The following is a 26,813-nucleotide window of genomic DNA, read 5'->3' on the forward strand; positions in this document are numbered from 1 at the left end:
TTAACCTAACTTGTTTTCAGCTGGATAATAATTGGGTTAAGCGCCAGCGCTTAGCTGTTGCTCTAGTGTTTTAATTCGCTTGGCCAACTTATCCAGCTGACGATAGCGAACCACAAGCTTTTTCCACTCTGCAGTAGGCATTGAACTACCTGCCCCAGAAGAGTAGGAGCCTGGCTCACGAATTGATTTGGTGACTAGTGCCATTGCGGTGATATGAACATTATCAGCAATAGTCAAGTGGCCAGCTAAACCTGAACCGCCCGCTATTGTACAGTTTTTTCCGACTTTTGTACTGCCAGAAATACCAACACAGCCTGCAACTGCTGTATTATCACCAATGACAACATTATGGGCAATCTGAATCAGGTTATCCAACTTAACACCACAGCCAATTACTGTATTATCCAATGCGCCCCGGTCGATAGTCGTATTTGCCCCTATTTCAGTATCATTGCCAATAATGACGCCTCCCAGCTGAGCAATTTTATGCCACTCACTTTTATAGTGCGCAAAGCCAAACCCATCTGCACCAATAACAGCACCACTGTGAATAGTGACTCGCTCACCAACAAAAACACCACGACAAACAGTTACATTGGCAGCAAGACAGCTACCAACGCCAATTTTAGAGGCTTGACCAACAACACTACCAGGTCCAATTACCACATTTTCTCCAATATCAGCATCAGCCTCTACCACTACATTCGCACCTATAGATGCCGACTTTGCTACTGTTGCAGTTTCAGCAATGACTGCACTGGGGTGAATATACCCTAATGGCTGTGTTTGACTACTGAACCAGTGAGAGATCTTAGCATAGCCTAAATAAGGGTTATCCAAGACTAAAGCATTACCTTGAAAGTCACTTGCTTCATCAGGGGTCAGTAATATTGCACCAGCTTGACTATCTATCAGGTATTTTTTATACGCTGGGTTAGCCAAAAAAGATAAATCTTTCGCTGTAGCTTGCTGTATGGTTGCAATTCCCGAGACTAAATAGTTTGGATCACCTTGAAGCTCTGCTTCAAGGTGATCTGCAATTGCTCGCAAAGAAAAAGTACGCTCTGATGCCATATAAAGAGAGGTATTAACGGTAGGTATTAAGTTTCTGGATTACTTTGAGAGTTATATCATGTTTTGGATTAATATAGAATGCTGTTGCACGATTTAACACGAGATCATAACCATTAGCTTTTGCTACTTCAGCAATAGCTTTATCCAGCTTTGGCTTCAGTTGTTTAAACTGAGTACGATCTGCTTTGTTTTTTTCTGCCTGAAACTCTTTAGTCTGAATTTGATAATCTTCAGCCTTCCTTTTTAGTTCAAGCTGTAATTTACCACGCTCAGTATCACTCATTGCTGCAGCGTCTTTCTTAAGCTTGGCATTAATTCGCTTGGCATCAGTCTCAAGTTTTTTCAAAGTATTAACTTTACCACCAAACTTGTTTTCAAGCTGTTTAAGGTATCTTTTAGCAGCATCTGACTGATTAAGTGCTTTGTGATAGTCAACTACAGCCACTTTTACTTCAGCCATAGCAGCAGGGGTTAATACAGTTGCAAATACAAATCCGGCAAATACCAGTCCGATTACATTGGCTAGCTTCTTAACCAAAACTTATTCTCCTACGTTGTGTACCAAATAGCCTAACCTGAATATTTCGTTGCTTTATACCTAAGTTCTTTTGATACCTTAGTGCACTTTTGACACCTAAACCTTAGCATATTGGGTCTCACTAACAACGTGTTTTAAGTGATCTGCTTAAAACACGTACCACAATACTTACCAGAAAAAGTTAATAAGCCTTTTTTCTTGCAAGTTAGGCAAAGCTAAGCAACTTTCAGATTAAAATGACTGTCCCAGTGCAAATTGAAAGACTTCAGTTTCATCACTTGAGTCAGCATTAAGCCCTTTAGCCAAACTAAACGTTAAAGGCCCTAAGCCTGTTATCCAGGTAACGCCTAAGCCTACCGAATAACGCAACTCACCAAAGTCTGCATTACTGCAATTCTTGTCATCATCGCCGCAATTGCTATCGAAAACATTGCCGGCATCCAAAAATACAGCACTACGCACAGAACGTTGATCTTTTATAAACGGCATAGGGAAGATAACTTCTGCTGTTCCTTCAACCAAAATATTGCCGCCTATTGGATCATCGTCATTATTATCCTTGCGCACAGCCCTGGGGCCAAGAGTATTGTTCTTGAAACCGCGCACAGAACCAAAACCACCCGCATAATAATTTTCATAAAACGGCAGTTCTGAAGTACCACCAAAGCTATCCCCATAGCCTAAGTTGGTTTTTAAGTGCAGTGTCAGCTTTTCACTGATCGGCGTAAAGATTTGCCCAGTATAGTTAAGTTTATAAAACTTCAAGTCACTACCAGGTAGTGCAAGCTCTAGCCCAATGGACTGAGAATGACCATCTGTTGCCAGAATTCCACGATTTAAGGTGGACTCATTCCATCCAATATTAAACTTGTAGTTTAAAAAGCTATCGCCTTCTTTATCTAAAAAGTCGACTATCTGCTGGGCTGTATTAGAACCCGTACTAACATCAGTATTATCTAAGCCAAAGCCAAAACTTAAGCGCTCAGTTTCTGAAATAGGGTAGCCAAAGGTTACATCACCACCCCATACATCAGTTGAATAGTTAGAGATATCAGCTTCTTCAAAGTCAGTGGTACGATAAAACACATTAAAACCACGACTTACGCCATCAACGGTATAGTAGGGATCAATAAAGCCAAACCGATACAAAGTACGTACTTTACTGGTGTTTAAACCGAGGTTAACTTTATTTCCTGTTCCTAAGAAGTTACTTTGACTGATATTACCACCCAAAATTAACCCACTACCTTGAGAAAAACCTAGTGTGGCCTGAACACTACCAGATGGCTGCTCTTCAACAGCATAGTTAACATCAATTTGGTCTGTTGTACCTGGTACTGCTGGGGTTTCAACATTAACCTGTTTAAAGTAGCCTAACCGCTCCAAGCGAGTACGAGACTGCTCAATTTTATCTGTTGAAGCCCACGCGCCTTCCATTTGACGCATTTCTCTACGCAATACTTCATCTTCCGTTTTTGTATTACCTACGAAGTTGACTCTTCGCACATATGTGCGTTTGCCAGGGTCAACAAAAAAGGTTATAGAGACGGTATTGTCATCATGTGGCTGAGGAATGGTATTTACGTTGGCAAAGGTATAACCTTCATTACCTAACCGGTCCAGTAGTTGTTCTTCCGTTTTGGTTAGCTCTTTGCGCGAAAAGATTTGCCCTTCTTTAACACCTACTAAGGATTTCATCTCAGTTTCAGGGACAACTAAGTCACCCGCTAATTTGACATCTTTGATCGTAAACTTTTCACCCTCATTCACATTGACAGTAATATAGACTTTCTCTTTATCTGGAGAGATAGAAACCTGCGTGGAGGCAATATTAAAGTTCACATAGCCCCGATCAAAATAATGAGAACGCAATCGCTCTAAATCACCAGACAACTTTTCACGTGAGTATTTATCATCATTACTGTAAAACGAAAGCAAACTTGAAGGTTGTAATTCAAATAAATCCAGCAAATCATCGGTAGGGAAAACCTTATTACCAACAATATTAATATGCTTAATTTTAGCAACAGCGCCTTCTTTAATATTGATTTTTAAAGCAACTCTGTTCCGAGGTAACGGCTCCACATCCGTATCGACTTTCACGCCATACCGACCTTGACCAACATATTGCCGCTCTAGTTCCAACCTAACTGCTTCTAGGGTCGCTTTTTGAAAAATCTCCCCTTCTGACAGCCCAGCCTGTTTTAAACCTTCAAGCAACTTTTTAGTTTCAATTGCTTTATTTCCATCAATTTTAATTGAGCTAATAGCTGGTCGCTCAACAACACTGATTACTAAAACATTGCCATCTCGGGATAAACGAATATCTTGGAAATAGCCTGTTTTAAATAGTGTTCGCGTGGTTTCAACAACGGTCTGGTCATCAACTTCATCACCAGCCCCTACCGGTATTGAATTAAATACGGTACCTGCAGATACTCGCTGCAAGCCGTTTATTCTTATATCAGATACGACAAACGTATCTGCTAATGCAACATAGGGTATTGCTGCACACCCAACTAATAAAGACAACAAATAACGTTTCATGAAATCAGTTCTTCCAGGGTCAGCAAGACATTGAAAGAAAATAGAAGCTTTTTCCAACAAATGGAAAAAAGATTCCCCCAAACTTACAGACGACTTATATCATTATAGAAAGCTAAAAACATCATAGCTATAACAAGGCTGAGTCCTATCTGCAATCCAATTACTTGTGCTTTTTCTGAGACAGGACTTCCTTTCACCCATTCGACAAAATAAAACAACAGGTGTCCACCATCAAGTACTGGAACAGGCAACAAGTTAATTACACCCAAGCTGATGCTAACAAGTGCTAAAAAGTTTAAAAAACTTTCCAGGCCTAATTTTGCCGAATTGCCCGCCACTTTAGCAATGGTTATTGGACCACTCAAGTTTTTAACTGAGACATCACCCAGCACCATTTTTTTGATGGACGTCACAGTCAATGTTATCATTGACCATGTTTTATCCAGTGCAGGCAAAAAGGCCTTACCAAAAGAATATTTTACTTTTCTAATTAAACTAGTAGGTGTATTTATTTGTTGAGCACTTATTCCTGCAAAACCAATTTTTTCACTCCCCTGTTGCTTAAACGCAGGGCGTAAAATAATTTGCTGATTTTCCGCATTTCTTGAAATAAGTAGGGTTAAGTTTTTTTCAGGATTATGTTTTATCTGCGCTACCAATTCCATCCAGTTATTAATTGGCTTGCTATTAACCGCTAAAATTTTATCACCTGACTGCATACCAGCTTGCTCTGCCCGTCCATTAGCAACCAAACCACCTACTACAGGCGGTATTGGTAATGAATAAGGCATTATTCCCAAGCTAGCAACTGGTTTTGGCTGCTCTTGCCCTGATAACCAGTTTGTAACGGGGATTACTTTAGTAACTGGTGCCGCTGACTGAGTACCCGAGATTTCATGCTGCTGTAGTTGTACTTCAATATCCGTAGTATCCCCAATGTAGCGCAATAGCTCGATATTGACATCATACCATGTAGGAGTGGGTTCATTATTGATACTGACAATTTCATAGCCACTTTCTATACCTGCTAGCTGGGCTGGACTATTCTCAGCAATTTGCCCTGTCACTGGAATTAAGCTTTGAAACCCCAGCATTAACATAATCCAAAAAGCTACTACTGCTAACAAAAAATTAGCAAAGGGGCCAGCTAAAATGATCGCAATTCGCTGGGTCACCGGCTTACGGTTAAATGCATATTGCAGCTGATCTGGAGGAACAGGCCCTTCCTTTTCATCTAGCATTTTCACATAGCCCCCTAAAGGGAAGGCTGCAATGGCAAACTCAGTACCATGCCGGTCATACCAGGAAACTAGAGGCTTACCAAAGCCAAATGAAAAACGGTGAACTTTAACCCCACAACGTCTTGCGACCCAAAAATGCCCATACTCATGAAAGGTAACTAAAATACCTAACGTGACAAGAAAGGCTAATGCAGACTGTAAAAACTCCATCTTATAAACCTATATGCTTAATCACTGCTGTGGCTACCTCACGGGCCTTGCTGTCAGCAGCCAAAATACTTTCAAGCTCACCTGAATCTTGCACCTCAAGCTTAGAAAGCACTTCTTCATTGATAAGTGGAATGTCAACAAAACGAATAGTTCCAGCTAAAAATGCCTCAACCGCCACTTCATTAGCTGCATTCAATACTGCTGGAGCTGCACCGCCCTCAGCTGCCGCTTCACGGGCAAGTTTAAGGCAAGGGAACCGCTGCTCATCAGGAGGATAAAAATCAAGCTGACAAATATCTACCAAGTTAAGTGGTTTAACAGCTGTTGATATTCGATTTGGCCAGGCAAGTGCGTGGGCAATTGGTGTACACATATCAGGATTGCCCATTTGGGCTAAAACTGATCCATCAACATAGTCAACCATTGAATGGATAATGCTTTGCGGGTGAATCACTACATCAACTTGCTCAGGCTTAATAGCAAACAAATGACAGGCCTCTATTAATTCTAAGCCTTTATTCATCATAGAGGCGGAATCAACTGAAATTTTTTGACCCATTGACCAGTTAGGATGAGCACAGGCTTGCTCAGGTGTTACTGCTCTTAGTTCAGCTGAGCTATAAGTCCGGAATGGCCCACCAGAAGCAGTTAAGACAACTTTTCTCACCCCCATTTCTGTTAACGGCTGTTGTGTACAGGGAAGACACTGAAAGATGGCATTATGCTCACTATCAATGGGTAGCAGTGTCGCTTTATGGTCTTTGACTGCCTTCATAAAGAGTTTACCAGCCAACACTAAACTCTCTTTATTAGCTAGCAAGACTTTCTTACTGGCCTTAACTGCTGCCAATGTGGGCAACAAACCCGCTGCACCCATAATGGCCGCCATTACGACATTAACCTGTGGCTCCGATGCTATGGTCTCTAGCGCTTGGGTACCAGCTAACACTACAGTAATAGACCCAGCAGCCTTTAGTCGCTCAGCCAGCTGTCCAGCTGCAGCCTCATTAACAAGCACTGCATATCGGGGTTTAAACTCAACACACTGTTGAAATAGCTTTTCGAGCTGTTGATTAGCTGCAAGAGCAAACACCTGATATTTATCAGGGTGTTCTTTGATAACAGCTAATGTGCTACAACCTATTGAGCCAGTACTACCTAAAATGGTGATTTGCTGCACTATCTTGCCACCCTGCCTTAAAGACCTGTTACTAATAACGAAATACAGAAAACTGGAATTGCTGCAGTTAAGCTATCAATACGATCCATCACCCCACCATGGCCAGGCAACAAGTTACTGCTATCCTTCACCCCTCGCTCACGTTTAAACATACTTTCTAGCAAATCACCCAACACTGATACCGCGACAATTAACCAGGCAAATAACACCATAACAGCTACCTGAGGGAAGCTTTTATGCTGCCCCAAACCAAAGCCAATGGCCACCAGTGTTGTCACAGCTAATGCACCATAAACCCCTTCCCAACTTTTACCTGGACTGACTTTAGCGGCTAACTTATGTTTACCAAAACGCTTACCAAAGAAATAAGCTCCAATATCTGCCCCCCAGATCAAAGCAAACAGGTAGACAATTAGCCATGAGCTGTTATCCGCTTTTTTCAACCAAACTAAACAACTCCAGGCCGGTACCAGCACCATCAAACCAACAATCAGTTTAAGGCTTCTATGCTGCCAAACTGTAGTCGATGTCGGATAAGTCAACACCAGCCCAAGAGCAGCCAACCAAACAACAATGGCTAGGCTAAGTACCGACATCAGGGGAAGAAATTGAGAACCAAATAAAGCCAATGCCAAGCCTAAAACATAGGCTAGTCGTGCTGGCATCTCAGTTAAACCTGCTAAATTTGCCCATTCCCAGCCTGCAAGTAAAACGACTCCACCAACAAAAAGGCTAAAGTAAAAAGGAGATAGGGCAAACACCCCAAGCAGAGCAAGCGGCACTAAAATAACGGCAGTTATTATTCTTTGTTTGAGCACTGAGCAGCCTCCACTTGTTCACTGGTTTGACCAAATCGGCGCTGCCGGGAGCTATAATCTAGCAGCGCTTGATGAAAAGCCACTTTATCAAAGTCAGGCCACAAAATATCAGTAAAATAAAGCTCAGCATATGCCAGCTGCCACAGCAGAAAGTTACTGATACGGTGCACTCCACTGGTTCTGATACATAAATCTGGCAACGGCAGCCCCGCAGTGGTCAAGTGCTCATCTATTTGCTCTGCAGTTATTTCATCCAGTGTTAGCTCACCCTGCTGAACTTTTGTCGCTAGGCGTTTACAAGCTTCCTGCATATCCCACTGACCACCATAGTTTGCCGCTATAACCAAAGTGAACTCATGAAACTCTGCAGTAGCAAGCTCAGTTTCTTTAATATGCTTTTGGATGGTTTTACTAAAAGCAGTGGTATCTCCAATGACTTTTAAACGAATTTTGTTTTTTTTCAGTCGCTTGGTTTCTCTCTTAAGCGCATGAAGAAACAGTTCCATCAGTGCACTTACTTCTTCTTTGGGACGACGCCAGTTTTCACTGCTAAAGGCAAATAAAGTTAATACCTCAATATTGTAATCGCGACAGGCTTCCACAATATTACGTGCTGCCTTAAGGCCAGCTCTATGTCCTGCAATACTTGGCAGTTTATGACGTTTGGCCCAACGATTATTACCATCCATAATGACAGCAACATGGCGAGGGAAGTTGTCTGCTGAAGTGCTATTAAGCTTGGGTGACGTGTCTATCGCTGACATGAATCCTGAATCTATATGCCTCATTCATTGAATGCGAAACAATACCGCTAAATCCATAGGATGCAAGGCTTTTTATCTGATTTTTATCACAAGGAGCAGGCAAAATGAGAAAAGCTAACCTTTTGTTAGCCTAATTAGAGCATGGGCGCCACAAGCATTTTAGTCAGCTGCAGCCCCCTTTTGATACAGCTAAATTTCCATCAGCTCAGATTCTTTACTTTGTAACGCCTTATCCACTTCAGCAACGTACTGATCCGTTATCTTTTGGATCTCATCATGGGCTTTGCGCTCTTCGTCTTCACTGATTTCTTTATCTTTCAACAGTGTCTTAAGTTCGCTAATAGCATCACGGCGGATATTTCGTACAGCCACTCGAGCCCCCTCCGCTTCAGCTTTCGCTTGCTTAATATAGTTTTTACGTGTTTCTTCAGTTAGCGGAGGCAAAGGAATACGTATCACATCACCTGCCGTATTAGGATTCAAGCCCAGATCAGATTTTAATATCGCTTTTTCAATTGCAGGTACTAACTGCTTTTCCCAGGGGTTAACTGACAGAGTACGACCATCTTCTACTGAAATATTCGCCACTTGGTTTAATGGAGTATCAGCGCCATAATAAGGAACTACAATGCTGTCCAATAAACTTGGATGCGCTCTTCCGGTACGAATTTTGGCAAAGGCAACATCCAAGGATTCTACGCTTTTTTTCATCCGAGTTTTTGCATCAGATTTTATTTCATTAATCATCATTCACCTCTAGTACTAATCACCTTCAGCAATTAATGTTCCGTCATTGCCACCCACTACAATATTTAACAGGGCGCCGCTTTTATTCATATTAAATACACGAACAGGCATGTGATGGTCCCTTACCAAACAAATTGCTGTTAGGTCCATAACCCCAAGCTTACGATTCAGCACTTCGTCATAGCTGAGTGTTTCAAATTTTTCAGCGCTAGGGTTTTTAACTGGGTCATCAGTGAAAACACCATCAACTTTAGTCGCCTTCAATACTAAGTCCGCTTCCACTTCAATGCCTCGCAAACAGGCAGCAGAGTCAGTGGTAAAAAATGGATTACCAGTACCAGCAGAAAAGATAACAACATCACCACCATTTAGATAGCGCTGTGCTTTTCTGCGATCATAATGCTCAACCACACCACTCATTGGGATAGCAGACATCACTCGAGTATTGATATTGGAGCGCTCCAAACTGTCCCGCATTGCCAGCGCATTCATGACTGTCGCTAGCATTCCCATGTGATCGCCTGTGACACGATCCATTCCAGCTGCATGCAATGACGCCCCACGAAACAGGTTTCCTCCGCCAATGACCATTCCCACTTGCACACCAATACCCACTAATTGGCCAATTTCCAGCGCCATTCGATCAAGGACTTTTGGGTCAATCCCAAACTCCTCATCACCCATCAGGGCTTCACCACTCAGCTTTAGCAAGATACGTTTGTATTTTGGTTGTCGGTCACTAATAGGCATCAGTCCACCTGTACTTAACAAAATCTACCAAACAAAAAAATGGCCTGCTTAGCAGGCCATTATCATCAACTATTACTTATTAAGCCCTGCCTGAGCAGCCACTTCTGCAGCAAAGTCAACTTCTTCTTTTTCAATCCCTTCACCTACTTCATAACGCTTGAAGCCAAGCACTTTTGCACCGGCTTTTTTCGCTAAAGCGCCAATTTTTACATCAGGATCTTTAACAAAAGCCTGCTCTACTAGGCTGTTCTCTGCTAAGAATTTGCTGATACGGCCTGTAATCATTTTCTCAATAATATCATCTGGCTTACCTGAGTCTTTGGCTTGGGCAATGAAAATTTCTTTCTCTTTAGCCACAACTTCTTCAGGCATATCTTCTTTGTTCACCACTTGTGGGTTCACAGCAGCAACATGCATTGCGATATCTTTAGCCAGCTCAGCATCACCACCTTCTAAGGCAACTAGTACACCAATACGCTTATTACCATGTACATAACTACCAACTACTGAAGCTTCTACCTGCTCAAGGCGACGCACGCCAATGTTCTCACCAATTTTTTGCACTAAGGCTAAGCGAGCAGTTTCCAACTCACCTTCCATTAGTTTTGCAACGTCAGTTTGCTTGTCAGCAAATGCTTTATCCAGCACAGTGTTAACGAAGTTCAGAAAGTTATCATCGCGAGCAACAAAGTCAGTTTCGCTGTTCACTTCCAGCAAAATACCATAGTTTGCATCGTCAGCCACTTTAACAGCTACAACACCTTCTGCAGCAGTCCTGCCTGCTTTCTTCGCAGCTTTTGCTTGCCCAGACTTACGCAACTCTTCAATGGCTTTCTCTATATCACCCTCAGCTTGAACAAGTGCTTTTTTACACTCCATCATGCCCAGGCCTGTACGCTCACGTAACTCTTTTACCAATGCGGCGGTAATTGCTGCCATGAATCTATCCTCTTAATTCAGTTAGAGTACAATTCACTCAAAATTTGAAAAAGGGGGCCTTGCCCCCTTTGTTGTATACGATGAAGGCAAAACTGCCCACTCATGAATACGTCTGTAGATTAGCCTTCAGCGGCTTCTTTTGTTTCAGGTTGCTTTGTTTCTTCTTCAGCAACTTCAACAAATTCATCTGCCTGTCCCAGGTCTGCATTAGCACGACCTTCAGCAGTTGCGTTAGCAACAGACTTAACATAAAGCTGAATGGCACGAATTGCATCGTCATTACCTGGAATAACGTAATCTACGCCATCAGGATTACTGTTAGTATCAACAATACCTATGACAGGAATACCTAATTTGTTTGCTTCAGTAACAGCAATCCGCTCGTGATCAACATCAACAACAAAAATAGCGTCAGGTAAGCCACCCATCTCTTTAATTCCACCCAAACTACGCTCAAGCTTTTCAAGCTCGCGAGTACGCATTAGGGCTTCTTTTTTGGTTAGCTTTTCGAAAGTGCCGTCTTGCTTTTGTGCCTCTAAGTCACGTAAGCGACGGATAGATTGACGAATAGTTTTGTAGTTGGTCAACATACCACCTAACCAGCGGTGGTCAACATAAGGCATGCCTACGCGCTTAGCTTCTTCGCGAATAGCTTTACTCGCAGCGCGCTTGGTACCAACAAATAAAACTTTCTTTTTGCTTTCAGCCATTTTTTTAATGATGTCTAAAGCACCATTGAAAGCTGGCAAGGTATGCTCAAGGTTAACGATATGAATTTTATTGCGCGCCCCATAAATGTACTTAGCCATTTTAGGGTTCCAGTAGCGAGTCTGGTGACCAAAATGTACACCAGCCTTCAACATTTCACGCATTGAAACTTTAGCCATGTTATATCTCCAACATTGGGTTAGGCCTCCACACACCCCGCTACTCAACCTGCTTTAGGCACCCAGAGTAACAGTGTCGGTGCGTGTGTGTTATATCCTGCATTTTTGCAGGCGCAGCTTTATACCATAAATTATCCTAAACTAAAACCCAGCATTAGGCCTTTATTTATAGGATGCAGCACAAGCTACCTATAGTCGCGCTAATTCCTCTCAGCTAATTGAATTTTTTGATATATTAGTTGCGCTCAATAGTCATTATAACAACCCTAATTTGTCCTAGCCTAAGCAAGTTCGATTACTACTCATTGAAGCTTTCCCAGAGTATCCCGGTGTAAACACCATCTATCCAAAATACATGTAACAATTTATTTAATGTCAGCTTCTGATACACTACTGTGCTAATAAGCTAAGCGTTGACAAGCGATGGAGATCAATGCCTGTTATGGCTGTAAATATTAAAACCCCTGAAGAAATAGAGAAAATGAGAGTTGCTGGTCGCCTGGCCGCAGAAGTATTGGAAATGATTGGGCCTTATGTTGAGCCTGGCGTTAGCACTGGCGAATTAGATAGAATTTGCCACGATTACATAGTTAATCAACAGCAAGCCATTCCAGCCCCTCTCAATTACAATGGTTTTCCCAAGTCTATTTGCACATCAATTAATCAAGTAGTTTGTCATGGCATCCCCAGTGACAACAAGATACTGAAAAATGGTGATATTATTAACATTGATGTGACTGTCATTAAAGATGGTTACCATGGTGACACCAGTAAGATGTTTTATGTTGGTGAAGTAGCAGAGCATGCCAGGCGACTCTGTGTCGTCACCCAAGAGTGCCTATATAAAGCGATTGAGATTTTAAAACCAGGTGTTTATCTGGGGGACATTGGCCATATCATCAGCAAGCATGCCCATGCATATCATTTCTCAGTTGTAGAGGAGTATTGTGGCCACGGTATTGGCAAGATATTTCATGAAGAGCCCCAAGTACTTCATTATGGCAAGCCTAGCACAGGCCTGCAGATACAAGAGGGCATGACATTTACTGTCGAGCCTATGATTAATGCTGGCAAAAAGCACACCAAACTCAATAAAAAAGATGGCTGGACAGTCACCACTAAAGATGGGCGCCTTTCCGCACAATGGGAACACACTTTAGCTATCACTGCTGACGGTTGCGAAGTTCTCACCAAGCGCTCAGAAGAGCCTTTTTAATCCACCAATTACGGCAAAGGGTGGCTTTTGCCGCCCCATAATAAAAAACATGAAGCTGGATCAAGCCACGCTCAACTACTGTGAACAGTTATTTGATAAGGGTCAGTTCCGTGCTGAGCTTACCCTATCTACCTCCTCTATTCCCGCATATAAGAAATGCTTAGCTCAAGCACAAAGCAAACTGGATGAAGACTTCCATAAGGGCGTTGCCATCGAAACATTGGTTCATGCTCGAGCCTGGCTAATTGATCAGATGATCAGCCTGGCCTGGGAGCACTGGATTGGTCATGAGTGCGATGACATAGCCTTGGTAGCAGTGGGTGGCTATGGACGAGGAGAACTACACCCATATTCTGATATTGATTTACTGATCTTGCTGGCAAGCGACAATTATTCTACCTACCAACAAGGGATTGAAGCCTTTATTACTTTACTTTGGGATATACGACTGGCTGTCGGCCACAGTGTTCGCTCCATTACCGAGTGCTGTGAGCAAGTAGCTATTGATATCACAATCATGACTAACTTACTGGAGTCTCGCACCCTATGCGGGCCCAAGCGTTTAGTCAAACAGTTACTGGCTGACATTAAAGCCAAACAATATTGGCCTAGTAAAAAATTTCTGAAAGCCAAATATGAAGAGCAACGGCAAAGACATAAAAAGTTTAACGAAACTGAATATTTACTGGAACCCAACCTAAAAAGCTCACCCGGCGGTTTAAGAGATATTCATATGATCAACTGGGTCAGTCGCCACCATTTTGCTATTAAAAACCTGGCTCAACTTGTCGATCAAGGACTACTTACCGACTCTGAATATCGGATTTTACGTTCAGGTAGGCAATATTTATGGAAGGTAAGATACGGCCTACATTTACTGGCCAAACGAGATGAAAACCGACTGGTATTTGACTATCAAAAGCAACTTGCCCAGCAGTTTGACTATCAAGACACCCATTCCAGCTTGGCAGTAGAGCAGTTTATGCAACAATATTTTCGCACAGTTATGGCCCTTGGCGAACTCAATGATTTACTGTTACAACACTTTGATGACTTAATTTTATCTGCTGATAAACCTGTTACCGTCACAACCCTCAACGAGCGCTTTCAGATCAATAATAATTACATTGAAGCGGTTTCTCCTGCTGTATTTAAAAACTCACTATCTGCGTTACTTGAAGTATTTGTCCTCATGACCCAACACCCTGAAATTTTAGGGGTCAAGGCTTCAACTATTCGCCTGATTCGAGAGCATCGCTACCTAATTGACGAGAACTTTCGTAGCAACCCAGGTAATACAGCCCTGTTTATTGAGCTAATGAAGGCCCCATACGGCCTAACAGTAAATTTACGGCGAATGGTGCGTTATGGCGTTTTAGGCCGATATTTACCCCCATTTGGTAAAATCATCGGCCAAATGCAACACGATTTATTCCATATATACACAGTTGATGCGCACACACTGTTGCTGATTAAATTTCTTCGTAGTTTTCACTACCAAGAAAGTAAAACTCGCTTTCCTATAGCCACAAAAATTATTAAAACCTTAGAAAAACCAGAGCTGCTAAACATCGCTGGATTGTTTCATGACATAGCCAAAGGGCGTGGTGGCGATCATTCAAAGCTTGGCGCCGTAGAAGCAGAACAATTTTGCAAACAACATCAGCTTAACGAACAAGACACTGCACTTGTCGTTTGGTTAGTCAAACATCATCTACTGATGTCTTCAACAGCACAACGCCAGGATCTTTCTGACCCAGAAATAATCAATCAGTTTGCAAAGCAAGTCTCTACAGGATCTCGCCTCGATTATCTTTATGCATTAACTGTTGCTGATATTAATGCTACCAACCCAAGCTTATGGAATAGTTGGCGAGCCTCATTGCTCAGACAGCTGTATTCAGCAACGAAACAGGCCTTTGCAAGAGGTCTGGAAAATCCTTTTGATAAGCAAGAGCAAATTCAAACCACCCAACAACAGGCAGCAGCCTTACTTACAACAGCTGAAGTAACCCCAGCCACTATCGAAAAGTTATGGCATGATTTTGGCGATGATTATTTCTTGCGGCATACTGCTGAGGAAATATCTTGGCACTGTCAAGAAGTCCTCAATCATAAACAGCGCAAGCCGCTAATTCTGATAAAAGAAACCACCGAGCAGCAAGCAGAAGCAACTACCCAAATTTTTATTTATACCAAAGACCGTGAAGGGTTGTTTGCTGTATTAACAGCCGCGTTGGACAAACTCAACCTTAATGTTCAGGATGCCAGAATTATTACCTCACAAACAGGTTACTCACTGGATACGTTTATCGTGTTAGAACAAAATGGCAAACCAATAGGCCATAAGCCTTACCGAATCAAACAGATTAAACAGCACCTAGTCAAAGCATTGATTCGCCATAATAAAAATCCTGAATTGATTAACCGCCGCACTCCTCGGCAATTAAAGCATTTTGCCTACCCAGCGGAAGTGATGATTAGTCAAGATAACAAAAACCAACGCACCATTATTGAAATCATCACCCCAGATCGCCCCGGCTTAATTGCATTAATCGGTAAGTTATTTGTGGAACTGCAGCTGGTAATCCACAATGCTAAAATTGCTACCCTAGGGGAACGAGTTGAAGATGTATTTTTTGTAACAGACCTGCAAGGTAATCCCATTACAGACGAAACTACTTGTTTACAAATACAACAGACCCTTTGCCAACACTTGGATAACCGGTTACAACAAGACTCAATTGGAAAAAACCAACAACGCAGTTTAACTATACAATGAGGAGTAAAGAAATCAGGTCATGATTAAGCTCTATGGTATTAAAAATTGTGACACAGTAAAGAAAGCTAAAAAATGGCTAGACGAACAACAAATAGCTTATGAGTTTCACGACTTTAAAACAGCAGGTATTCGACGTGATATCATTGCCCAGTGGTTAACCCAATTAAGCCAGGAATTACTGATTAATAAACGGGGTACGACCTGGCGCCGAATCCCGGAAAATCAAAAAGCCAACTTAACTGATGACAAAGCAATTACTTTGATGCTTGCCAACCCAAGTGTTATTAAGCGCCCGGTGCTTGATAACGATGGCAATATCAGTGTGGGCTTTTCTCCAGAAAGCTATAGCGAATTATTGCTATAAAGTAATTAATTCACCCCTAAAACATTTTTGAGATATTGATAAGGTGTAGTATTAACCATGGCCGATTTATTTTTCAGCATTGCTCTTGGTGTTGGCAGCAAAAACCAACAAGGCAGCTGGTTAGAAGTTTATTACCCAGCCCCTTTGTTCAAACCCACAACAGAGCTTACCGAAGCCTTTACCTCTGCTCTTGATTACCAAAAAGGCAACCAAGTTATTGAACTAACTGCTGATCACTTAACTGCATTGGCAACCAACCTGACTAAGCTTAACGCTCAAGACCAACTCGCCATTATTGATGCTTTTAAAACGAGTCAACGCCCCCTTGTCGCTACCCTACTTGCTACCGATGAGGCACCACAAACAACGCCAGAAGCCTATCTAAAACTACAACTGATCTCCCATCGTTTTGTAAAACCCCATGGCACAGATTTGTCCGGCATTTTCCCTTTATTACCTAACGTTGCCTGGACTAACCAAGGTGCTATTGACTTAGCAGAATTGCCGCAACGTCAATTAGCAAGCCGCCTGAAAGGAGAGCTACTTGAAATTAACGCCGTCGATAAATTCCCTAAAATGACTGATTATGTGGTACCAGCTGGAGTACGGATAGCTGATACAGCAAGGGTAAGACTTGGGGCTTATATTGGTGAAGGCACCACTATCATGCATGAAGGGTTTGTCAACTTTAATGCTGGGACGGAAGGGAAAAGCATGGTGGAAGGTCGTATCTCAGCAGGTGTTATGGTTGCTGAAGGTAGTGATTTAGGTGGGGGTTGTAGCACTATGGGCACATTATCTGGCGGCAATGATATTGTTATTTCAGTAGGCAAAAACTGTTTGGTCGGCGCTAACGCTGGGGTTGGCATTCCCTTAGGGGATCGCTGCACTATTGAAGCAGGGCTTTATGTAACTGCAGGTTCAAAAGTCAATATTTTAGACGACAGCAATAAACTAGTTAAAACCACCAAAGCAAAAGATTTAGCTGGCCATTCTGACTTATTATTTCGCCGTAACTCCCTCACCGGTGCTTTAGAATGTAAAACCAATAAATCAGCTATTGAGCTGAATGAAGAACTACACTCACATAACTAGTCTTACTTACCTACTGAAGAGGGACATAGGCTCTATCGTCCCTCCTCCCCCCCCACCAAGCCTTCTGAGATATACCAGGATTCACCAACATTTTCACAGCCACTCTATATAATTACACCGCGAAACAATTAAAACCTACTGTGAACTATTTTAGAGTTTTTAAAATTACTTGATTAGCCCCATAAAGATAAAATAATTACCTATTTCAATTATTTAGCCCTCAGAAACACCAACATAACTTTAATCAGTTCACACTCCATAGGCCATCCATACAATTTACAGCGCAAATTCGTTTAAGTAACATCCAATTCGCGGATACAGTTTAATATTAAATTGGATTTAATCTTATTAATCTCTATGAAATGTACAAGTTGCAAAGCAGGAGTACTTACTCCAACACGTTTAGATAAGCAGATCCCATGCATGACATGCAGTAGTTGTAAGGGCCATTGGTTATACCTGGAAGACTATCTAAGCTGGAAAGAAAAAAACCCAGAGGTTAAATTCAAACGAATAAAAACGAATATTAAACCCAGGTTAACAACAAGCGCCTTACTATGCCCCAAAACAAGCATCATTATGTCTAAATTCCGTATTTCCAGTAAATACGACTATAAGATTAATTTAAACCCAACAATTAACGGCATCTGGCTTGAAAAAGACGTCTGGGAACTACTTAAAAAAGAAGATCTGGCCGATAAGCTAAACCAAATTTTTACCGACCCTTGGCAACGTAAGATAAAAAAAGAAATGTCTAAAGCCATGTTCGAAAACATGTATCAACAGCAATTTGGGGAAGACGACTACGAGCAAATCAAAAAGATAAAAGCCTGGTTAAGTCAGCACCCTAAAAAAATTCACTTAATTGGCTACCTACACTCAGACAACCCTTATTCAGCTACCAAATAAATCCAAAAACAAATCATTACACGAACAGCCACCTATTCACTTTAAAGCTGAAAGTGGCTGTTTCATTATATTTATAGTCAGTATTATTGAGTCATAACAGCCACGTTAGACAATATTAATTAACAGCAAAATCCTCTCGATTATACACCTCCCCCTGCAAAACCACCTGATCGATATTATTATAAGCCTCAATCGTTTTGAGAGGATTATCATTTAATATCAGCAAATTAGCTGTTTTTCCTACTACAATACTACCTAACTTATTTTCTAAGCCAAATGCTTCAGCATTACGAATGGTTGCACTGGCTAATAAGTCTTTTAATGCCATTCCCGCATTGGCCAATGCCTTCATTTCCAAATAACCATTAAAACCAGGAACATTTCCATAACTGGGTGAAGCAGGAGTGTCTGTGCCAAACAGTATTTTGGCATCTCGTTGATACAGATATTTGAAAGCTCTGTTACCTTCAGTAATGATATTCCGCTGTTTATCCGCTATGACTGTTTCACTCATTTTTAGTCGCTTCACCAAGGAAGCTTTGAACCAATTTGCTTTAGGGCTTTTTAGCCACTCAAGAAAAGCTTTAGGTAATACCTTTGCTATCTCTGGCTGCTGCAAAAATTCTGTATTAAACATGTCATTGCTACCACCTAAAACTCTTAACGTGGGCATCACCCCTATATCTTTAAGTATTATCTCATTCAACACAGCCTTAATGTCATTAGGCAAACCAGCTTGCCCTCGGTACTCATCCCAGTTCCACATTCCATGGACAATAATATCCACACCAGAGTCAAGAACTGCTTTATAAGCATTAATTGAGTTGGCATGTAATAATAAGCGAAGCTCATATTTGTGAGCTTCTGTTGCCATTTCTTGCAACATCTTTGACGAAGGAACCGGCCAAATTGGTTTAGCAAAGCCATCTTCATGAAAACTCTTCACACAAATGGCACCACCGGCTTTGACCCGCTTAATCCCTTCTGCAATAGAGTGCGTTTTGGCTAAAACACCAGCAACATGCTTGTTGCTATCAGGGTTGAAAATAATATTCGGCGCAACCTGTAGTCTTTTCTTTTTCGGCATAAAAACCAATGGATAACCATTTTCAAGCATTAAGGCACTACCACAGTCATACACCTCTGGATGTATAGGTTGTTGACGAAACTCTGTAAGGCGCCCAGGAAATGAATTTAAATCGACTAATGAGGTAAAGCCAAAATAAAGGTAAGATTTTGGTAACTGTTGTTGGAATTGTTTGACTAACTTAGGATATTCTGCCTCTTGGTCTAATGACATCCCCAGAGTTGAGCTAATATGCACATGACTATCAATTAAACCAGGAATAAGGTATTTACCACTGCCATCAATAACACGCCCTACATTATTTTTTGATTTATCATTGGTTTTATAGACTTTACTAATAACTCCATTTTCCACTATAACAGTCTGTTGATGCTCAACTTTTCCTGTTTCAGCATTGACTACATTGATATTATTAATAGTGACTGAAGTTGATTGTTCAGTCGCAGCAGCAAAATTAATTGCTACTAAAAGCCATAGACATACCACGAACTTCATTAAGTTGCGGATAAACACACCAACTCCTTGTTGAACTAAGTAAGACAGGGATTAGTACAAGAGAATAAAAGACAAATAAAGCTCACTATTGTTTAGCATTACACATCAGTTGTCGAGTTAGCAATTAGTCGTACAAGGCTTATCACTTTTTTGTAATATTTCATATGCCTCACGAACTTCAATAAAACGTTGAGGACACCCCCCTTTATCAGGATGATGAAGTGCAGCAAGTCGCCGGTAGGATTGTTGAATCATCCCCCAGTCAGCACTCACAGGTAATTCTAAAGCAAATAAGGCATCTACACGTTTATTTGGCGATAAAAACCGTTGCCAAAAGCAATTCAATAAGGCTTCTACATCTTGTTCTGTAGTATTGATCAAATTATCCCAGTTAAGGTAATAATGACGTAAAGATTCATCATCATGCCAGCAAGATAAGTCCATTTCACCGGATGCACTAAGTGGCTCAAGTTGAATAGCCAAACTAGAAATATTCAAGTACAGATGTTCCTTCAATAATTCTTGCTGCAGCTGAAATAATGCATTCATCACCACAAAATTAAGCCGAAACAAAGCCAGATTACCTTGTTTATCCTCCACTAGCTCAAGCTCTCTAAGGTGACTAATTATTTGATATTCAGAAAGCGATGCTTGACTAGATTTAAGTAAATCAAGAATAGCTATTTTAACTGGGTTATTTAACATTACTTGTGCTATCTTGCTATGCTACTTCAATATTAAGAATATACTCAAACAACATGCATAAGGGGGACCTCAAAACTTAGAGGTGTCCTTAATAGTTTGAGAAAATTCGTCTTAATGAACCATCTGATCTCATTCGCTTAATTTCTTGATTAACTTCGTCCATACGGGAAGTGACGGGGGAGCCTTTAGCAAAGCCCATTTTGTACTGGCTTTTATTAATTGCCCTACGGGTAAATCCAAACAAATCACGCCAGTCAGGGTTGTGTTTAATAATCATTTGAATCACTTGCTCATCAGCAATAACCAAATCAACTTCATCATCAAGTAACCGAGTTAGGTTTATCAAATGATTTTCACCATAAATAATCTCAGTAAACTTATTTTCTTCGACAGCTTTATCCATTTCGGGACCATGGCTGTATCCTTTTATTTTACCCAGCCTGTACTGATATAAATCACTCAATCGCCTCCACTTTAATGGCTCTAATTTCTTCTTTACAAACCAGATACGGTCATGAGAAACAAAAACTGTCTGAGAAAAGACCATGAACTGTTCACGCTCTGAGTTCTGAATTAAGGGGAATATTAAGTCAGCTGTATTGGTTTTTATCATGTTCAGACTATGCTTCCATGGGTATAACATAGAACGCATTTCATACCCTAACCGCTGTAATAACTCCTGAGCAAAATCAACGGCTACCCCTCCTTTCGCTGGTCGTCCCAAATCTCCTGTAATATAAGGAGGCCAGGGATCACTCACAAACAGCAGTTTTTCCTTTTCTGCTTGTGCATTCGCGCTACTTATACAACTAAGCCACCATCCCAACAGAATGGTCATTAGTACGTTTACTACTCTGCTATACATTATTGAGATTACCAGCAGCACAACTCTTTAACAGCACAAATAGCTCGTTTTATTACAGACTGAATTATTAACAAGATTAGACAAAAATAAGATGGGTGGTGGAAAAACTAGAAAACACTTAGAAACCGCTTTATAGCAAAGCCCAAAGGCCAACCGCTATAAAACTGTTCCTAGCAAAAAGTCCATGAGTTTTAGTTTTCTTCACCAATGCGGCTGGCAATCGCTCCTGACTGACCTTTGTATTTAGCATTATCTCGCTTATTGTAAGGTCTCTGGGCAGAGCCTGACATTTGCTCAAAATTAATTGCACCAATTGTCATGTTTGGCTTTAATGCCAGGGGCAGCTTTCCACCATTAAAAAATTCCAGCACAATCTGGCCACTCCAACCTGGATCAATGCGATGAGCTGTCACATGCACCATTAACCCTAATCTGGCCAAAGATGAACGACCATCTAACCAGCCCACGATATCGTCAGGCAAAGTAATGGACTCTTGAGTAACGGCAAGCGCCAACTCACCAGGATGAAGAAAAAAAGCTTCTTCATCTCTCAAGATAATTTCTTTACTCATAATAGAGTCTAATACCGCATCAATTTGTTCTTTAGGGCCACTTAAATCAATGTAAGGAGCAGCATGGTCATTAAAAACTCTAAAGCTATTGCCTAGTGTTAAATCGACACTCACGCCATTAATGCGATCAATCGAAGGCATTGGTTCGATAACAATTTTACCGCTGGCTAAAAAAGCCTCTATATCTCTATCACACAACCGCATTACATATTGTCCCAAGCTTTAAAACATCAACTACTAAAAACAGCAAAGAGTTAACATCAGCTGCTGATAATTAACCAATAAGCCTCTTTAATCATCGACTATGGTGATATTGGGCACCACTGCTGCCTGCAAGGTTTGCTGACTTAATAGGGCTGCAGCCCTGCGTGCAATTTCCTGATACACATAACTTAGCTGGCCATCAGGTTCAGCAACCACTGTAGGCATGCCACCATCGACCTGCTCACGAATAGCCATGGAAAGCGGCAAGAAGCCTAATAAGTCAGTATGATATTGATCAGCAATTCGCTGACCACCACCCTCACCAAACAAGTGTTCAGTATGACCACACTGACTGCAAATATGGGTGCTCATATTCTCAACAACGCCAATAACTGGCACATTAACCTTGCGAAACATCTCAATGCCCTTTTTAGCATCAAGCAACGCCAAGTCTTGAGGAGTTGTGACTATAATCGCTCCAGCAACTGGAACACGTTGTGCCAGGGTTAGCTGAATATCTCCAGTACCGGGAGGCATATCTACAAACAAATAATCCAGATCTTGCCACAGAGTTTGATTCAGCAATTGTTGTAAAGCCCCGCTCACCATTGGCCCACGCCAAACCATAGGGGTATTTTCGTCCACCAAAAACGCCATCGACATCACTTGAATACCACGGGCAATTATTGGTTTCATCAAAGCCTGACCATCCAGTTGCTGTACTTCAGGTCGCCCACCAGGCTCAACTCCTAGCATTAAGCCCTGACTTGGCCCATATATATCAGCATCCAATATTCCAACCTTGGCTCCATTAGCCGCTAATGCCAGCGCTAGGTTCACGGCAGTCGTTGACTTACCTACCCCACCTTTACCAGAAGCCACCGCAATTATATTTTTTACCCCTTCCATTGCTGGCAAATTATTTTGTCCTTTGGAAACAGGGATCATTGTTACAATTTCGATGCTAGCGGTTTTAACACCCGGCAACTGACTTATTGCTTCAGCCAGCAAAGTTTTTATTCCCCCTGCTAGCTTAGAGTTTGGATAAGCAAACTCTAACTCAACACTGACATCACCTTCAGAAGAAATCTGAATTGCTTTTATTGCGTTAACTTGTGATAGCGGTTTTTGATAATAAGGATCTTGATACTGGTCAATTGCTTGCTCAACCTGGGCTCGGTTGACGGTGGTCATTAGATATACTCCAGTTAAAACTTTTGCTTTTGCAATTGCTGCTTGAGTTGATCGAAAGCTTGCTTTCCTGCGTTTGGGTTAATTCCCTGAGCCAACATTTGCTGCTTTAATTGTTCATTCGACTGTTGTTCTGCTTGATCAGCCACTGTTACCTGATGATGCTCCAACCCCTGCGGCAATTCGCTGGTTAAATTCTCACCATCCAATACTCGGTTACATAAAATCTCATAGTTGCGCTGAAAAACAGGAAACGCCACCCGTCGTTCTTCACTTCTCAGTAATTGCCAGCCAGTGGCTTTTGCTGCCAGATAGACAGCAGGATGTTTCCAAGTAACTTCAGCGGATAACTGGTCAGGAGCAAAGCAAGCATCCCTATAAGCATCTTCTACGGAGGGTAAACCACATTCTTGTGGTGTCAGCTTGCAATACTTTTGAATATCCATTAAATCAGGAAAGTACTTTGCTTGACGAATAGCTTTTTCAGTTGCTTTTACAATTCTTTCAGGAGTATAGCGATGCAGGCTTTTCGCCCACTGTCTTTTAGCTGTATTTTCGTTGTCTAGCGAAGGAAAGGCTGATTTGTATCTTAATGGAAAAGCTGCCTGCAATTTGGAAAAAACCACATTGATCGCATAGACGAGATCAAGGTTCATCTTGTTGTTCGTCGAACTGGATCCCTCCTGTCCAACTGCAGTCGGTGACTGTTTCAATAGTTGAGCGGTGAGGTCTTTGCTGTCTTTCACTTTGCTGCCGTTTCCACTGATAGATTACATGGTTCTTGAACTTATTCTGCCAGGCTTTACGTGCTTCACCTGTTTCCAGCCAATACAACTTAAACTCGGGTAATTGCTCCAAAGTAAATTCTGGGGGCACACCATGATGCTTTTCAAGCCACTGAATATAACGCGGCTCAGGCATAAAGTCTTTAGGTAATGGCTGTACCCGCGCTCCATTATCACAACTTACCGCTTGTTCTGTGCGACCAAAAACAGGATGCTCATCAGTATTAGTAGACTGGTCTTCATACTGAGACTCAATCTCCCATGGCAAATAGCCCTGGTTACGCATTCTGATAAAGCTCTTTCGATCTTGATCACTCATGAAATAGCCTACTGCTTAGTGAATATACTGTATAACTAGTTGTGGGTGTTGTATGTAGTCTACCTGTACGATCCGAATAGCTGCATATAAATTCACCAACTGTAAAAGCACTACCCCTAATCTGTTGTGGACTGCCTATAACATTATTTTAAAAGTTTAGTCCCCCTGCTGGCCAATCATTTTTTTACTTCAATTACTTGACAGTTAGTAGCTCTACCCAATTACAGCTAAAAGTGCTGTTTGCAAAAAGAAATCGAAGATACCTAAGCTTTGGGTAGGACACTACCCAGGTTTCGTTTTATAATGGTTTCCGCTTAATTAATGGATCCCTTTTTTAAGTATAAGGTTCATCAACAAAATCACAGCATTGGTTAATTATGAAGCAGCAACCCCGAAAAATACTTGTCACTAGCGCCCTCCCTTACGCCAATGGGCCGCTCCATATGGGGCACCTGGTAGAATATATTCAGACAGATATTTGGGTACGCTTCCAGAAAATGCGTGGTCACAAATGCACCTACGTTTGTGCTGACGATGCACACGGTACTGCCATCAGCCTCCATGCTGAAAAAATGGGGCTTACACCTGAAGAACTAGTCACTCAAGTCAATAAAGAGCGGATTAAAGATTTTGATGAATTTTTAGTCGATTTTGACAACTACTATACGACACATTCATCAGAAAACCGAGAACTATCAGAAACCATTTATTTAGCCTTAAGAGAAGAAAGCTACATTACCTCTCAGCAAATCAGTCAAGCCTACGATCCAGAAAAGCAAATGTTTTTGGCTGACCGTTATATTAAAGGCGAATGCCCACGCTGTGGAGCAGCAGACCAATATGGCGACAACTGCGAGGTATGTAGTGCTACTTATTCTCCTGCGGAGTTAAAGAATCCTGTCTCTGCCATCTCTGGTGCCAAACCAATTACTAAGCAGTCGGAGCACTTTTTCTTTAGTCTGAATAAGTTTACTGAGTTTTTGCAAAAGTGGACCCGTAGTGGCACCGTGTCTGAAGAGATTGCCAACAAACTGGCTGAATGGTTGGATACTGGTTTACAAGACTGGGACATATCCCGAGATGCACCCTACTTTGGCTTTGAAATTCCCGATCAACCTGGTAAGTACTTTTACGTCTGGCTGGATGCTCCCATTGGTTACATGGCCAGTTTTAAAAACCTGTGCGAGCGTCGGGATGATCTGAATTTTGATGACTACTGGGCACCTAACAGTAAAGCTGAGGTGTACCACTTTATTGGTAAGGACATTATCAACTTCCACTGTTTATTCTGGCCTGCCATGCTGTCAGGTGCAGGCTATCGCACACCTACGGCAGTTTGCGTACATGGTTATCTCACCATCAATAACGAGAAAATGTCCAAGTCACGGGGTACCTTTATCACTGCACGTACTTACTTAGACCATTTAAATCCAGAATATTTACGTTACTTTTATGCAGCCAAACTGACTAACCGGATTGATGATTTAGACCTGAATCTGGAAGATTTCGCCCAAAAAGTAAATAGTGATTTAGTTAATAAGGTTATTAACATTGCCAGCCGCTGCGCTAATTTTATTAAGAAGTCAGGTGGTGTATTATCCAAGAACAATGTTGCTCCGGAACTAACCGAGCAGTTTATTGAGAAAGGCGAGCAAATTGCGACCTTTTATGAAAGCCGCGAGTTTGCTAAAGCCATGCGCGAAATTATGGCCTTAGCGGATCTAGCAAATACCTATATCAATGATCAAGCGCCCTGGGCTCTGGCCAAACAAGAAGGACAAGAACAACGAGTGTTGGATATCTGCACTGTTGGTATCAACCTGTTCCGCTTATTAATGATTTACCTCAAGCCAGTCACACCTGCATTGTCAGAACAAGCAGAGGCTTATTTAAATATCAACCCACTACAGTGGAAGGATAATAAGCAGTTGTTGCTAGATCACACTGTTAATAAGTTTAAACCTCTTATGCAACGAGTTGAGATGGATAAGGTAAATGCGATGGTTGAATCTTCAAAACAAGCTGAGCCTAAACCTTTACCCGCAGCTGATAGCCCTTTAGCCAAAGAGCCAATTGCAGATGAAATTGAGTTTGCTGACTTTGCCAAACTGGATTTACGAGTAGCCAAAGTAGTAAAAGCCAGTCATGTGGAAGGTGCCGATAAATTGCTACAACTTACGCTTGATATTGGTGGCGAAACCCGCAATGTCTTTTCTGGAATAAAAACCGCTTATCAGCCAGAAGACTTAGAAGGCAAACTAACAGTTTTAGTGGCCAATTTAAAACCCCGCAAGATGCGCTTTGGTGTGTCGGAAGGAATGGTGTTGTGTGCTGGGCCTGGCGGTAAAGACTTGTGGATTATTCAGCCTGAATCCGGGGCTAAACCTGGAATGCGAGTGCTTTAGCCAAACAAGATAGCTTCATTGCTGGGTGCTCTGCCTGTTGGTAGAGCACTATAGCCACGGCAGTTAAGCATATAACAATTTATACTTAAAACTAACTAAATCCACACTTGTATGGCATATAAAG

At 41.7% G+C, this 26,813-nt stretch carries 24 protein-coding genes; 6 read left to right on the plus strand and 18 right to left on the minus strand.

Going from position 1 to position 26,813, the window contains the following annotated elements:
* Window positions 1-36: 36 nt before the first annotated feature.
* From lpxD to rpsB, 11 genes are all read right to left on the minus strand, one after another.
* Window positions 37-1,074 carry a UDP-3-O-(3-hydroxymyristoyl)glucosamine N-acyltransferase gene (gene lpxD / locus G4Y78_RS21775; RefSeq protein ID WP_163835000.1) on the minus strand — a complete coding sequence of 346 codons (1,038 nt, stop codon included), beginning with the start codon at window positions 1,072-1,074 and terminating at the stop codon, window positions 37-39.
* A 13-nt stretch (window positions 1,075-1,087) separates the two neighbouring features.
* Window positions 1,088-1,612, minus strand: a complete 525-nt coding sequence (locus G4Y78_RS21780) for an OmpH family outer membrane protein (RefSeq protein ID WP_222937558.1) — start codon at window positions 1,610-1,612, stop codon at window positions 1,088-1,090.
* 231 nt (window positions 1,613-1,843) lie between these two features.
* Window positions 1,844-4,159 carry an outer membrane protein assembly factor BamA gene (gene bamA / locus G4Y78_RS21785; protein ID WP_163835001.1) on the minus strand — a complete coding sequence of 772 codons (2,316 nt, stop codon included), beginning with the start codon at window positions 4,157-4,159 and terminating at the stop codon, window positions 1,844-1,846.
* An 83-nt stretch (window positions 4,160-4,242) separates the two neighbouring features.
* A complete protein-coding gene (rseP, locus tag G4Y78_RS21790; protein ID WP_163835002.1) occupies window positions 4,243-5,610 on the minus strand; it encodes an RIP metalloprotease RseP in 1,368 nt (455 codons plus the stop codon).
* A gap of 1 nt (window position 5,611) precedes the next feature.
* Entirely contained in the window at window positions 5,612-6,790 is a 1,179-nt protein-coding gene (gene ispC / locus G4Y78_RS21795; protein ID WP_222937559.1) for a 1-deoxy-D-xylulose-5-phosphate reductoisomerase, read from the minus strand.
* A 17-nt stretch (window positions 6,791-6,807) separates the two neighbouring features.
* On the minus strand, window positions 6,808-7,608 hold the full coding sequence (locus tag G4Y78_RS21800) for a phosphatidate cytidylyltransferase (protein WP_163835003.1): 801 nt from the start codon (window positions 7,606-7,608) through the stop codon (window positions 6,808-6,810).
* Window positions 7,590-8,372: a polyprenyl diphosphate synthase gene (uppS, locus tag G4Y78_RS21805; protein ID WP_163835004.1), complete on the minus strand. Its 783-nt coding sequence runs from the start codon at window positions 8,370-8,372 to the stop codon at window positions 7,590-7,592. Before uppS ends, G4Y78_RS21800 begins: the two co-directional genes overlap by 19 nt.
* Before the next feature lie 189 nt (window positions 8,373-8,561).
* The gene (frr, locus tag G4Y78_RS21810) at window positions 8,562-9,119 is read right to left on the minus strand and encodes a ribosome recycling factor (protein ID WP_163836565.1); all 558 of its coding nucleotides are present in this window, start codon (window positions 9,117-9,119) and stop codon (window positions 8,562-8,564) included.
* Between the two features lie 15 nt (window positions 9,120-9,134).
* Window positions 9,135-9,869 carry a UMP kinase gene (pyrH, locus tag G4Y78_RS21815; protein ID WP_163835005.1) on the minus strand — a complete coding sequence of 245 codons (735 nt, stop codon included), beginning with the start codon at window positions 9,867-9,869 and terminating at the stop codon, window positions 9,135-9,137.
* Between the two features lie 72 nt (window positions 9,870-9,941).
* A complete protein-coding gene (gene tsf, locus G4Y78_RS21820) occupies window positions 9,942-10,808 on the minus strand; it encodes a translation elongation factor Ts (RefSeq protein WP_163835006.1) in 867 nt (288 codons plus the stop codon).
* Window positions 10,809-10,927: 119 nt separating this feature from the next.
* A complete protein-coding gene (gene rpsB / locus G4Y78_RS21825; protein ID WP_163835007.1) occupies window positions 10,928-11,695 on the minus strand; it encodes a 30S ribosomal protein S2 in 768 nt (255 codons plus the stop codon).
* A 442-nt stretch (window positions 11,696-12,137) separates the two neighbouring features.
* Between rpsB and map the strand changes: the two genes are divergently transcribed.
* The 5 genes from map to G4Y78_RS21850 all read left to right on the plus strand — a co-directional run bounded on the left by map (window position 12,138) and on the right by G4Y78_RS21850 (window position 18,061).
* Window positions 12,138-12,911 carry a type I methionyl aminopeptidase gene (map, locus tag G4Y78_RS21830; RefSeq protein WP_163835008.1) on the plus strand — a complete coding sequence of 258 codons (774 nt, stop codon included), beginning with the start codon at window positions 12,138-12,140 and terminating at the stop codon, window positions 12,909-12,911.
* Between the two features lie 49 nt (window positions 12,912-12,960).
* On the plus strand, window positions 12,961-15,693 hold the full coding sequence (locus G4Y78_RS21835) for a [protein-PII] uridylyltransferase (protein ID WP_163835009.1): 2,733 nt from the start codon (window positions 12,961-12,963) through the stop codon (window positions 15,691-15,693).
* A 19-nt stretch (window positions 15,694-15,712) separates the two neighbouring features.
* Complete coding sequence (locus G4Y78_RS21840; RefSeq protein ID WP_163835010.1) at window positions 15,713-16,057, plus strand: ArsC family reductase; 345 nt, start codon at window positions 15,713-15,715, stop codon at window positions 16,055-16,057.
* A 57-nt stretch (window positions 16,058-16,114) separates the two neighbouring features.
* Window positions 16,115-17,152, plus strand: a complete 1,038-nt coding sequence (gene dapD / locus G4Y78_RS21845) for a 2,3,4,5-tetrahydropyridine-2,6-dicarboxylate N-succinyltransferase (RefSeq protein ID WP_163835011.1) — start codon at window positions 16,115-16,117, stop codon at window positions 17,150-17,152.
* 357 nt (window positions 17,153-17,509) lie between these two features.
* Window positions 17,510-18,061 carry a TFIIB-type zinc ribbon-containing protein gene (locus G4Y78_RS21850; protein ID WP_163835012.1) on the plus strand — a complete coding sequence of 184 codons (552 nt, stop codon included), beginning with the start codon at window positions 17,510-17,512 and terminating at the stop codon, window positions 18,059-18,061.
* Window positions 18,062-18,176: 115 nt separating this feature from the next.
* Here the strand turns inward: G4Y78_RS21850 and G4Y78_RS21855 are convergent, their stop codons facing one another.
* The 7 genes from G4Y78_RS21855 to G4Y78_RS21885 all read right to left on the minus strand — a co-directional run bounded on the left by G4Y78_RS21855 (window position 18,177) and on the right by G4Y78_RS21885 (window position 24,284).
* Complete coding sequence (locus G4Y78_RS21855; RefSeq protein ID WP_163835013.1) at window positions 18,177-19,661, minus strand: amidohydrolase family protein; 1,485 nt, start codon at window positions 19,659-19,661, stop codon at window positions 18,177-18,179.
* Between the two features lie 99 nt (window positions 19,662-19,760).
* Window positions 19,761-20,348: a DNA-J related domain-containing protein gene (locus G4Y78_RS21860; RefSeq protein WP_163835014.1), complete on the minus strand. Its 588-nt coding sequence runs from the start codon at window positions 20,346-20,348 to the stop codon at window positions 19,761-19,763.
* Between the two features lie 88 nt (window positions 20,349-20,436).
* Window positions 20,437-21,186: a substrate-binding periplasmic protein gene (locus G4Y78_RS21865; RefSeq protein ID WP_163835015.1), complete on the minus strand. Its 750-nt coding sequence runs from the start codon at window positions 21,184-21,186 to the stop codon at window positions 20,437-20,439.
* Window positions 21,187-21,404: 218 nt separating this feature from the next.
* The gene (dcd, locus tag G4Y78_RS21870; RefSeq protein ID WP_163835016.1) at window positions 21,405-21,989 is read right to left on the minus strand and encodes a dCTP deaminase; all 585 of its coding nucleotides are present in this window, start codon (window positions 21,987-21,989) and stop codon (window positions 21,405-21,407) included.
* A gap of 87 nt (window positions 21,990-22,076) precedes the next feature.
* Window positions 22,077-23,183, minus strand: coding sequence for an iron-sulfur cluster carrier protein ApbC (gene apbC, locus G4Y78_RS21875; protein ID WP_163835017.1), 1,107 nt, complete (start codon window positions 23,181-23,183; stop codon window positions 22,077-22,079).
* Window positions 23,184-23,197: 14 nt separating this feature from the next.
* On the minus strand, window positions 23,198-23,836 hold the full coding sequence (locus G4Y78_RS21880) for a replication protein P (RefSeq protein WP_163835018.1): 639 nt from the start codon (window positions 23,834-23,836) through the stop codon (window positions 23,198-23,200).
* Window positions 23,826-24,284 (minus strand): DnaT-like ssDNA-binding domain-containing protein, encoded by a 459-nt coding sequence (locus G4Y78_RS21885; protein ID WP_163835019.1) that lies wholly within the window; start codon window positions 24,282-24,284, stop codon window positions 23,826-23,828. The genes G4Y78_RS21880 and G4Y78_RS21885 overlap by 11 nt, the downstream gene beginning before the upstream one ends.
* 377 nt (window positions 24,285-24,661) lie before the next feature.
* Here G4Y78_RS21885 and metG point away from each other — a divergent pair, with 377 nt between their 5' ends.
* Entirely contained in the window at window positions 24,662-26,689 is a 2,028-nt protein-coding gene (gene metG / locus G4Y78_RS21890) for a methionine--tRNA ligase (protein ID WP_163835020.1), read from the plus strand.
* Window positions 26,690-26,813: the final 124 nt, after the last annotated feature.

The organism is Spartinivicinus ruber, from assembly GCF_011009015.1.
GTDB classification, from domain to species: Bacteria; Pseudomonadota; Gammaproteobacteria; order Pseudomonadales; family Zooshikellaceae; genus Spartinivicinus; species Spartinivicinus ruber.